Origin of the sequence: Moorena sp. SIO2C4, assembly GCF_010672485.1 — a bacterium.
Classification (GTDB): Bacteria; Cyanobacteriota; Cyanobacteriia; order Cyanobacteriales; family Coleofasciculaceae; genus Moorena; species Moorena producens.
Genome location: NZ_JAAHGN010000100.1, coordinates 1 through 11,775 on the forward strand (window position 1 = coordinate 1; position 11,775 = coordinate 11,775).

Annotated in this window: 8 protein-coding genes and 1 pseudogene; 3 read left to right on the forward strand and 6 right to left on the reverse strand. The window is 37.9% G+C overall.

The window, feature by feature from the left end:
* Window positions 1-198, forward strand: a 198-nt coding sequence (locus F6K20_RS08100) for a transposase (RefSeq protein WP_287265468.1), incomplete at its 5' end; no start/stop codon positions are given.
* Here the strand turns inward: F6K20_RS08100 and F6K20_RS08105 are convergent.
* The 6 genes from F6K20_RS08105 to F6K20_RS08130 all read right to left on the reverse strand — a co-directional run bounded on the left by F6K20_RS08105 (window position 188) and on the right by F6K20_RS08130 (window position 9,587).
* Window positions 188-1,156 (reverse strand): hypothetical protein, encoded by a 969-nt coding sequence (locus F6K20_RS08105; RefSeq protein WP_009148834.1) that lies wholly within the window; start codon window positions 1,154-1,156, stop codon window positions 188-190. The two genes, F6K20_RS08100 and F6K20_RS08105, sit on opposite strands and share 11 nt — an antisense overlap.
* Before the next feature lie 8 nt (window positions 1,157-1,164).
* Window positions 1,165-3,876 carry a hypothetical protein gene (locus F6K20_RS08110; RefSeq protein ID WP_009148832.1) on the reverse strand — a complete coding sequence of 904 codons (2,712 nt, stop codon included), beginning with the start codon at window positions 3,874-3,876 and terminating at the stop codon, window positions 1,165-1,167.
* Window positions 3,877-3,951: 75 nt separating this feature from the next.
* A complete protein-coding gene (locus F6K20_RS08115) occupies window positions 3,952-6,456 on the reverse strand; it encodes an Hsp70 family protein (RefSeq protein ID WP_009148830.1) in 2,505 nt (834 codons plus the stop codon).
* 77 nt (window positions 6,457-6,533) lie between these two features.
* Entirely contained in the window at window positions 6,534-7,016 is a 483-nt protein-coding gene (locus tag F6K20_RS08120; protein WP_009148827.1) for a hypothetical protein, read from the reverse strand.
* Window positions 7,017-7,062: 46 nt separating this feature from the next.
* Window positions 7,063-9,084, reverse strand: a complete 2,022-nt coding sequence (locus F6K20_RS08125) for a hypothetical protein (protein ID WP_287294378.1) — start codon at window positions 9,082-9,084, stop codon at window positions 7,063-7,065.
* A gap of 356 nt (window positions 9,085-9,440) precedes the next feature.
* Complete coding sequence (locus F6K20_RS08130) at window positions 9,441-9,587, reverse strand: hypothetical protein (protein WP_154659877.1); 147 nt, start codon at window positions 9,585-9,587, stop codon at window positions 9,441-9,443.
* Between the two features lie 533 nt (window positions 9,588-10,120).
* On the opposite strand from F6K20_RS08130, the pseudogene F6K20_RS40540 reads away from it, so the two are divergent.
* Together F6K20_RS40540 and F6K20_RS08140 are read left to right on the forward strand one after the other, a co-directional pair.
* Window positions 10,121-10,204 (forward strand): annotated as a pseudogene (locus F6K20_RS40540) (IS607 family transposase); the annotation flags it as partial.
* Complete coding sequence (locus tag F6K20_RS08140; protein ID WP_502708824.1) at window positions 10,194-11,669, forward strand: RNA-guided endonuclease InsQ/TnpB family protein; 1,476 nt, start codon at window positions 10,194-10,196, stop codon at window positions 11,667-11,669. The pseudogene F6K20_RS40540 and the gene F6K20_RS08140, both read left to right, overlap by 11 nt.
* Window positions 11,670-11,775 lie beyond the last annotated feature (106 nt).

The window sequence follows — 11,775 nt, forward strand, 5'->3', positions numbered from 1 at the left end:
TATCTTCCCGAGTATAGTCCTGATTATAACTTAATTGAATTGGTTTGGCATTCAGCAAAAGAATATATTGCCAATCGAGTTTTCAAATCAATTGAAGAATTAGAATGTTTGTTAAATCATCTTTTAAATGAAGGAGGGTTAATTATAAAATGGGTACGAAAAATAAAAAACAAAGGCAATGCTGTTATCACAGTTTAAATGCGCAACAGCTTAATAACGGTATGGAATTATTTTTCAAAGCATCATCGATAGAAATGAACGGCTTCCAATTTTTTTCGTTTGGAAAAAAGATGCTGCTAATACGTTGGAGATTACCTATTGTATGGCTAGCACCAACAAATATTAAGGATGCAATTAAACCTGGAATAAACGTAATAACCAAGAATATCGAACAAACTATCAGCTTTAAAAATTGACTAATAGCAAAAAAACTTATACCCAGCGTTATGATTGAAACACCAATACCCAAAATAAACAGAATAGCACCAAGAATTGGATTGATTTCAGCTATACGGATTCCAATCATCGATACAACTACTAGTATTATAGAAATAATACCATGATTTATGAAATCCCTTAAAAGCGAGAAAAGTTCTTCAAAAACTTCATTAAAAAGCTCGCTTATGTTTTTATATTCTATTGTTAGTCCATAGGCTGATAGCATAAATAATAAGCCAGCAATTATCAGACTAGTATTTCTATCGCTACTGAACTGAGAGATCATCGTTTCAGAGATAGAGTTGGCAGCCACTATTACTGAAACGATAGGGAACATCCCTAATACTGCAATGACAATAAAAGCATTAGCAAACTGAACATCGTAATTCACTTTATTTTTGATTTTGATAAAACAAGGAATACTCGCCAATAGATAAATAGCGATAAAAACCAGAGACTTAATAATCACCTTATCCCCAAAGGGAACTTTAACTAGGGAAATTAGTAGCCAAGGAAAAATTATATAAATTGATAGGATTAAAAGATGAATAAACTTTTCTGTATCATAAGGAAATATTTTTTCATAATTTCCATAACTGTATGTCTCCTTCAAACTGATTTTTGGATAAAGAGGACTTATATAAGCCCTTAATATAATTAAAAAAAATATATTTTTATCTATTGAAGTTAAACTTAAATTTAAAAAAAAGTAAATCATCCATAGAGTCACGAATAGTTATCATAGGAATCATAGGAATCATAGGAATCATAGGAATCATAGGAATCATAGGAATCATTATAATTTCCGTAATCATAGCTGGATTCATAACTCGTCGGTTCATCATAGGTTGGAGTTTCGTAAGTAGAAGTTTCATCGATAGTTGAAACTGGAATATGTTCATCAAAATTAGAGTCATAGGGGTCACTTGAATAAAATCCTGAGCCAGAAGCTGCTTGCTCTTCTTGTTTAATTCTTTCTTCAACCCGTTCAAAAGATTCATTAATCAGTGCCTCAAGGGAATCCTTGGGATCGTTAAATGATGAGTTATCTTCTACGGGTGCAAAGGATGGTTGCTGGATCCCACTTGAGTGATCAAAGTTTAATTCGTTAAGTCCCTGAGCTAGGGGATCAGCTGATGGGTCATCATATTGATCAGAAGAATTAAAGATGGCTGAAAATGGATCAGAGTGTTCCCAATTCATCTCTGAAATCGGTGGTGGGACTTCTGGATCTGATTCAAGTTTTGCCATAATTTCATCCCAAGCAGCATCAATATCACTTGGTGACTGTGTATTATAGTGGCTTGAGTTTGTAGAAGTCTCTTGTGTCAGGAGGGAATTACCATTCACTTCAGCATCAGAATAAAGACTATCTACTGTCTGCTCAATTTGGCTGTGGTCATTGGTATCAGATACATCTGGGAAATCAGGTACATTTGGAACAAGAAGACCATTAGGTAGTATTTTGTAGGAGTAGTTTGGCTCGACTGCTTGATCCGCCTGCTGTTCTACAGGCTCTTGGGTTTGTGATTGATTTTCTGATGGATATGAATTAGTAAGTGAAGAATTAAAATCTGAGAAAGGGATTGATATCAACTCATCAACGGCTACACCTTGACCTTGATGATCCATTATGGTTGGGGTATCTTGGTCTATGGCATTGACAATGTCTCCTTCTGCTTGGATGTTATCTCTGGTATCAGTAGTCACTTCAAGCAAACGTCCATTCGGCATTATTTTGTATGCAGTTTCTAGAGTGGTTGCTGCTTCTGGGGTTTGATTGTTTTCTGTTGTGTCTGACTCTGTTGTTGGAGTTGAGTGAACCTGTAGTGCTGGTGTGACTGAGTTTGGAGTTGTTGGGTCTGTCTGATCAAGAATCTCTAGAATCTCTTCACTATCTATGTCTACTTTAGCTTGTACAAGCTTTCCATTTTTAAGAATGTGTCGAATCTCCCATTTTGCTGTTTGACTATCTGCCAGTTCCTCAGGGTTTGGGGAGATAATATTTTCTGTGGTAATTTGTTCTAAATTAGCAACAGAGACATCAGTAGTAGCGGGATTGGTTGTGTCGTAAGATTGTTTGTCAGGATCTTTTTTGGATTCTTCAGGAATGATAGGGGTTTGTTGATTTTCTTGATCTTGAATCGAAGATCGATCTTGGAGGGGAGTATCTAGTGTTGGGTGAGTATTTAGGAAACCATGGTCTTGAATTGTTTGCTCTACTTTATCAAGAATCCCTAGCATCTCTTCGGTCTCAATATCTACCTTAACTTCTACAACTGTTCCATCCTCAAGAGTAATAGATCGAGTCGCCCATTTGGCTGTTTGACTATCTGCCAGGTTTTCAGGGTTTTGGTAGACAATAGTTTCAGTGGTCGTTTGTTCCAGAAATGAATCTTCATCATCATGATTTAGTCTGTCATATACTACTCCAGTTTTAATAGTTGTATCAAAGGCACTCAATTTACGATTTATATTGCGAATATCTTCTTCAATCTTTGCTTTTTCAGTTTCGATCTTATTCCTGTTATCAATAATTTTATGGTCAGCAAGATTATCTGTCAGCTCAAAAGAACCTTGAGGACTGAGGTTTTTAAGATGTTTGTTAAGAATATAAACTTGATTTCCTCCCCCGGGGCCATATTGTTGATTTTCTAATGCTTTACCAGAAGCCAAAAGACCATCATAATTGAAAACTTTTGCATTTGTCTTATACGTGCCATGCCAAGGTGCATCTGGGTTATAGCCAGGGGAGATTTGAACCAATTCAGAAAAGTCTCTGGCTGTACCAGTTTTAATTTTTTCCAGTTCTTCCTGATTCGAGACTATACGAAACCAGTTACCATCAGGTTTATCACTAGGTATTGGAGATAATTGTAGAACAGTTACATTTGAAACGTCTTTATTACTCAGCTTATCAACATTACCATATTCAATTGAACGTTTTTGTTCTCTAGCAGCAACTTTAGCAGGTGATCGCTGTAATACTGAGGGCAATTCTAGATTTGAGCCAGCCTTGGCAACTTTTCCAATACCTTTTGTTCCGAATAGTTCAACAGCTCCACGACCAATCGCTTCTCCATAATTACCCTCCTCCCAATCTTTACGGTATGGTGCAGCAAGAGCATCAAATCGTTTACCAAAGTTCTCTTCTGCTTTATTGGCTTTTTGCGGATTTGTAACTTGGCCACCAGTCACATACCATACATCACTAACAAAATCACCTGTCTGATTTGCAAAGGCCTTAGTGCTATCCCACCTTTGGTGTGCTTTTTCAGGGTTAAAATACCATCCACCAGTTAAATACCATGAAGTACCTAATAAATCCGTCGTCAAATCATATGTTCCAATCACCCCTTCAATCGCACCATTTCCTGCTCCCTTAACAAAGCCCCAAAGCTGATCGACAAAGCTGAACTCTTCTTTATTTTCACTCATGTTTTAATTCTACCTAGCTTGATAACATTGTTAATTAATAATTTAGAATTGTCATTTTAATACTCAAACAATTATCTATTGTGACTTCCGAATATTTGTACCTCCACTCATTCCAGTTACTTTACTCTTCTTATCAGGAGGCAGAAGATTGAGCAATGCCAAGTTAACCTGCTCCAACTTCTCAACATTACGACTCTCAAAATACTTAGCTCCCAAATTCAACAGTTTTATAGCCTCAGCAGGATCAACAAAATCTTCTGTCTGATCTACTAAGTGTGCAAACAGACTAAGATGGAATGTCGGGCTTTTCATCTGTGCCGTCACACCCAGTTGATTCAATTGCTCAGTCGTAGCATTAATCCTAGATACACTCCCAGACTTCAGCACCCCTTCCTCTTGTTGCAGCAGTTGATTCAAGGTTCGTTTATCAGCCTCAGAGCCACTGTCCTCAATAGTACGGCAGCAAAATCTCTTTGCCTCCTGATACTTCTGAATTGCAGCAGAAATATACTTATCACGAGTCAAGCTATCCACCTCTTGGGCTACCTTTCGCTTGTCATCTTCTAACTGATAGCGTATATCCGTCACATCGTCCGCCTTGACGGTTAGCAACTTAGCGCTAATTTCATCAACCTGCTCCCGTTTTTCCTTGAGTTCTTGCACCACAACCTGTTCATTCCTTTGTTGAGCCTCCACAATTTCACTGGAAATTTTAGAGGACAAATTCTGCACCTCGGACTTCAGTTGGTTTAAGGACACACTACGCTGCTTCGGCTCAAACACTTCCTTAAATTCCTGATCAACCAAGGGAATATAAACAGATAGCTTTAAGGTCCGAGACTCAGACATTTCAATTGTGATCTCAATCGTAGTTCCTGCTGGAATATTCCTGGTAAACCGAGTGCCCTTTAAGACTAAATAGCCAATGGTCTGATTGGCTTGAGGTAATGCATCTTCTGGTCCCTCTAGGATATTGATTCGGATTTCATCATCTGTGCCATGGCGCACCAACCTGGACACTTGCACCTCATAGTCCTGTTTTTGGGGAAGAGTGCTATTTTCTCTGAGAATAGCTTGACACCGTGTCTGTTTAGAATTCTCATCCTCAATCTCAATACAAATGTCATGGGGTAGGGTTTGTCCCCTAACAGTGGTTATCCCTTGATAAATTTGAATTGTGTTGTTATCAATGGGAACTGCATTACCATGACTATCAAAAATCTTGAATTCAAAGATATTCTGCTCTTGCTCAACCAGAGGTAAGTCTTCTTCAATCTCTCGTTGTAGGGGTTTCAGCCCGGAATCAAAACCTCCATCGGCTCTCAAAATCCGGTAATAAAGACCCTCTAAAGCCCCTTCTACTCTTGCTTCAAGAAACTCCTCCAAATCACGAGACACATGGGGGTATTCCATCCTTAGTGCTAATCCACTGGGAGAAGACTTTGATGAATTTTCCTCTATCTTTCTCGGTTTAGTTGCAGCAAACAATGCAGCTCCCTCTGCTACAACCGTTGTAGGATCAACATCCAAATTTACCGGTATCTGTAATGATTCTTCTAGGCGTTGACGCACATAGGGGATGTAAGTAGATCCCCCCACCATCAATACAAACTTGAGATCCGATGAACTGAGAGACTTGCTCTGTAGCAATGATTTAATTAAAGCAATTGTCTCATCAATATAAGGCTGGATTAACTCTTCAAACTGAGAGCGTGTAATTGTTACTTCCAGATCATGCTCTTCACCCTTATCGTCTTCAATTTCCTCAATCTCTAGGTCATAATATTCCATGGAAGAGAGGGCAATCTTAGCTTCTTCCGCTTTCAGCAAAAGTTTGAAGTAAAGAGAATTATACTTACTGCTTTTGCTCTTCACTTCACCTAATAAACCACTGATACCCAACTGCTTTTCTATAGAATAAATCAGAATTTTATCAACAATAAGGTTGTCAAAATCAGCTCCCCCTAAAAAGTTATTACCTTTGTTACCAAGAACTATCATTTCTTCATCACCCACCTCCAGAAGGGCAACATCAAAGGTTCCACCCCCCAAGTCATAAACTAGCCATTTTTGCTCATCAAACTCTACTCCTTTCTCCTGATTGGCATAGGCTATGCTGGCAGCAATAGGTTCCTGAAGCAAAAACACTTGCTGAATTCCAGCCTGATGAGCAGCATTCTCTGTAGCCTGAGACTGATTGGTATCAAAAGAAGCCGGTACAGTAATCACTGCTGCATCAACTACTTCTCCGGTTCTAACGAACGTCTTTAATTCCTTTAGAACTTCAGCAGATAGATCGACGGGTGTTTTAGATCCTTGGAGATCCTCAATTAGAAACTCTTCATCAGTTCCCATCTTACGTTTGAAGAAAGCAACTACATTCTCAGGATATTTTTTCCAATACTCTTTTGCCTTATCTCCAACGAATATTTTATTTTTCTTGAATCCCACAACGGATGGTAGTGTTCTCTTTCCGTGAACTGTGGGATTAGAAAATACATCTACTTTTCCTTTAGAGAACTTAGCAATTGCAGAATTTGTCGTTCCCAAGTCAATCCCAATATTGATTGTGTGTGCCATCCGGTTATCTCCTTGAATTTGTGAATAATACCTAACTATGAAATAGTGATTTGTATTGATATACAAATCCTCTAAAATTATTTAGAGCTGACATCATTGCCTGTAAATCTTAACTTAAGACGAGAAAACTGTTCTTTAATAAATTTACAAATATTCATATTTGAGGGAATCATGCTAGGTTTTTCGCTAATTTTTTCCCTAGCTTCTTCTTGGATCCCTTTAGATTCCACAATAACAGTTGCTCGACGAACAATACGTGATGGAGAGGATTCATTCTCCCGGTATCGAATCGTTGGCTTGATCACCTCAGAAATTACCAATTCTTCAGGGGAATCACTAGAGATATGAGCATCACAGTCAGTCCGGGTTTCATTATACGTCCCTTTGGGAATTTCATAAAACCATCCCAAGGATTGAAAGTAGTCTTTGAGCTTTTCTACATTTCTATGAATTGTATGTTCTGTAGTCAGTTTTTTCAGCTTTTTCTCAATTTCAAAGACTTGATACAAGGCTGAAGAAAAATCGGGCTGTAGTTGTTCGGTAATTAATTTATTTTCCATGGTAGACTGCAATATTTTATTGAACCATTTTAATTTTTAGTCAAACTTATCTTGACATCTTTCCAGTAATCATCAATTCCTGAAACCTCAACACATCCCTAATCAGTACACCATTCCATTCCTTCTCAGTATCGATTAATGCTCCTCTATCTCTAAGACTAATTACTCCCGATTTGATTCTAGATAAAATATAAGGATCTATTCTTTTTTTATACTGTTCTATACTTAGTTCTTTATCCCTAAACTTGTTATCATACTTGATATAATTTTCAAAATTTTCCTTGTTTTCTAAAAATATATTTATATACTTTTTGTTTGTTGTGACAAGTACTAAATTAGGATAATCATCTGAACTAATTAGAGTAAAGTAATGGTATTTGCAGAAAAATGTGGAGTCTTTAAAATAAATTCTTTGACTATATAAACGACAATTTCCAATCTCTACAACTGTTCCTGTATTAATTTTCACCATAATTTTTTCTGTAATATTGTCCATAATTTTTATTAAGGAAAAGTCTAGTTTTTTCCTTAATTCATCTTCATAGTTTAGATCATCCATCATCGGTGTAAAGGAAATCTGTTGTCCCTGATTATTCAAAAAAGAACAAGTACGAAGTTGCGAGTTGTATCCAAAAGGAACTAACTTAATAGCTTCAATACTTTCTAGATCCCAGACTGTTCTTCCATATCTAATGTAATCATCTGTAATTTCAAGTGGATGAGAAGCATTTAAATAAAGATTTAAATTTAGCTTACGGTCTTTACTTTTGCCTTTATCCTCAATAATCTTATCTTTAATCTCTTTTACCCTCTTGCTGGCATTTTCCGAGACCTTTAATTTAGAGGCTAAGTCAATAACTTTCAGAGAATATTCCACCAAAAACTCATATTCAATATGCTCAGATGTTGGCAAGCGACATAGTTTGAATCCTATTTTAATAAGACATTGAGATATCCGATCTTTAGCTATCAAAAAGAAGGGATGATTAATTGAATTCACTAACTCAATATCCAGAACTTCTTGGATCTTCGCCAAAAGCTCTTTTTCATCAAAGTGTTTAGGATCTATACCAAAATCAGCAATCTCCTTCAGAGCATTACAGCAGCTTTCTAAAAATTCATAGGATCGACCAAAACAGATTTGATAATGCTCTGGAAGAACTAAGAGTTCTATTGAGAACAAACTCTTAATGGAACCTAAATCCTTAAAGCGTATCGCTTCATCAAGTTTATTCCCATACTGTCGAGCAAAGTATTTTCCAATGAATCCCCGGAATTCTTCATCCTGGTAATCAGGTTTAGAAACATATTGCTCAAAAAATTGAAAATCTCCGAAAGTTAGAAAGTCATGTAGCTTTTTGTCCTTAAATATAATAAAGTGGAATTTTTTATTCTGCTCATCTCGAAGATCTTCCAAATATGCTTCTGCCTGCTTGATCTTAAAGCCTTCTTTCAATTCAAACTGATTGTCGTTAATTTTTAGCTTTGCTAAAAACCTTTTCTTCTGTGGGCGAATTTTAGTAGCAGATATATCTTCTACAGTATTGTATTTTTCAGGATCTAAGCCAAGTAGTGTAAAGGGATTAACATATACAACAACTGTGTCTCGCCTTGATGCGGTTAAAATTTTTTCGCCAAACTCCTTAGATATCCTTCCAAGCTGCCAATCCCCAATCTCACCAAAGCTAATCATGCGCTGAGCAACTTCAATGTTTCCTTGAGGTGCTTTCATAAGGCGACGACAAAACTTGCGTAGCCACGACTGAAATGTAGACTGATCAATACTTACTGGCTGTTTAGCAAAAAAATCTTCAATCTCAGCTTTCTGCCATCCAGTGGATACACCTTCTAAGAGGCTTAGAAAGATTGACTCATATTCAGCATCTTCCAGAATCTGTTCCGGTTCCGGTAACTTTCCCAAGTCACTTTTCACAAATTCTATTAAGGAAGGTAGCTTTCCTTTTTTAATGTATGACCATTTCTCCTGGCGAGAAAGTCCTTTCCACCATTGCTCATATTTTCTCTGGAAGAATATCTTGCTACCCAGGGCTATGGTGACAAGCAGCATTAGTAAAAGTGGTAGAGTTATCAGCATCCTTTAAGCACTTGAACCTAGTACTTTACCATAGACGTTTTGACAAGTAATTTATATCTAAACTGACTCGTATTATCTAAGGGTTATAGAAATAATTAACCTGTCATACTTGTTGTAGTAAACTACTAGGCTGAATTACAAATAAACGATATAGCTGGAGTTGAATTAAATTCAACTCCTATCCAACAAACAAGGGAGGATGTCAAATTCGCAGAACAAATGTACTAAAATAACTCATCACTGCTACTGAAGCCCCGAAAACACTGTACTTCAAGTGTTCTTACAAAATTGACCTGCTCCCACAAACAATGCCATTTAGTCAAAAAAATTCAGGGCAAACCCATCTTTTTAGAAGCCTTACTCAGAAGCAATGCAGTGGTGTCATGGGGGTTTTCCCCATGAGCAACTGCATCAAGAGGTGCTACCCGTGGCGAATTAAATTCGCCAACAGAAAGCGCACCTAACAGATATTTCAAAACTAATAAGTATAAAAACTTATCGCTTGAATATCATATCCAGTAGGCATTTGAAAATAAGATGCGTTTACCCTGAAAAAGATTTTAGCTTATATTTTTTCAAGCTCATTGGCAATATAGCATACAATATAATTTCTAGTCAATATCATTTCTACTTAATTCATTTACCCCATCCTTGGAGTAGAACTAGACACAGGATATTAAGTAATGTTACAAACTCCTCCTTGTGTCACATTCACTAGTTCCAACCCTTGGAGGGTTAGGCTACCCGATGTCGGATAACCCAAGCGTGATTAATTAATTGATTAATTAGGCAATTGTCTGCTCATCAAGCTCTGTTTAAACAAATGCCTCAACACAGCATAATATACTACAAAATGTAAATTTTGTAATAGAGAAAGCTTGTTATTCGGGTAGAACAGTCCTGGCCCAATCTATGAAATAATGACTTTCTAGAAGGAGGCTCGTGACAGTTAACCAAAATGCACACATAATATCTTACAATATCTACCAAAATATGCCAAGATAAAAACATGGCACTAATACCACTCCGTAAGGCGGTCGAACTTACGGGACTCTCCAAGAACACATTGAGGAAATACGCGGATGATGGAACGATCAGGTGCGAAAAAACTCCAGGAGGAACAAGACTCTTTGATCCCGAAAGCTTGCTCACTTTCGGACGTAGATCTACAGATGATAGAACTGTTCGGGTTGCAAGCACAATTTGCTACTGCCGAGTCAGCTCCAGCAAGCAAAAAGACGACCTTGTCCGACAAATCGCCTATATGCATTCCCTTTTCCCACAAGCCGAAATCATCAAAGACATCGGCTCAGGTCTCAACTACAAAAGGAAGGGACTTAAGACCATACTGGAGCGGCTTATGCGAGGAGATCAGCTCACGATTGTTGTTGCCTGTAGAGACAGACTTACCCGATTCGGGTTTGAACTCTTTGAGCACCTGGTCAGTATCAACGGTGGAAAAATCTTGGTTCTCGACCAACCTAAAAGTTGTCTTTGATCAGAACTTACAGCAGATCTTCTCTCCATCATTCACCTCTTCTATTGTCGCGTCCACGGGCTCAGAAAATACGGGGCAAAAATCAAAAAAGATTCGGATATTCCTCAATGCTGAACAGCGGTCTATTGTTCGTCAATGGTTCGGAGTGTCCCGCTATGTTTTCAATAAGACCGTCAAAATACTCCAGAATGGAGAAGTTAAAGCCAACTGGAAGGCTATTAAAACAGGGATATTAAATGACCTTCCAGAGTGGTGCAAGGCAGTACCTTATCAAATTAAATCGATAGCGATTAAGGATGCCTGCACCGCTGTCAGGGAAGCTAAAAAAAAGTACAAAAAGACTAAGCAAATTAACCGAGTTCGATTTAGATCTCGAAAGAATCCTGTCCAGTCTTGCTATATTCCTAAATCAGCAGTTTCAGACAAGGGGATCTATCATACAAAACTAGGGGAATTAACCTTTGCCGAGAGCCTGCCTGATAATATCTGTGACTGTCGATTGACCAGTACTAATGGGGACTACTACCTTGTAGTCCCCCACAAAGTGACTAACGTTAAAGCCGAAAACCAAGGTAGAGTAGTTGCTTTGGATCCTGGAGTTAGGACTTTCTTGACATTCTTTAGTGAAACTTCTGTCGGAAAAATTGGCAATGGTGATTTTTCTCAAATTCAACGCTTATGTCAACACCTGGATAATCTGATTTCAAAAATAAGCAAAGCCAAAGGTGGCCAGAAGCGTCGAATGAGAAAAGCTTCCAGGCGGATGGTGATCAGGATTCAAAACTTAGTGAACGAGATCCATCACAAAGCTGCCAGATTTATAGTTGACAATTTTGATGTAATTTTGCTTCCCACCTTTGAGACTTCTCAGATGTCGAGAAAAAGTGATCGCAAACTTAGATCAAAAACAGTTCGCAATATGCTCTCTTTCGCTCATTACCGTTTCAAAGAATTTCTCAAGCACAAAGCCCAAGAGTCAGGAAAGATGGTGATAGACGTCTGCGAAGCCTATACGAGTAAAACTGTCAGCTGGACTGGGGGTGCGGCTCGTTCTTACTAGGAGCCTCTAGAAACTAGAGGGGTATGAGTAAGGGGAATCGTGAGGGTAACACCCTCAAAAGATTTCTAACTATCTATTGGATGGCGGTGAAAACCCGCCCCTTGAA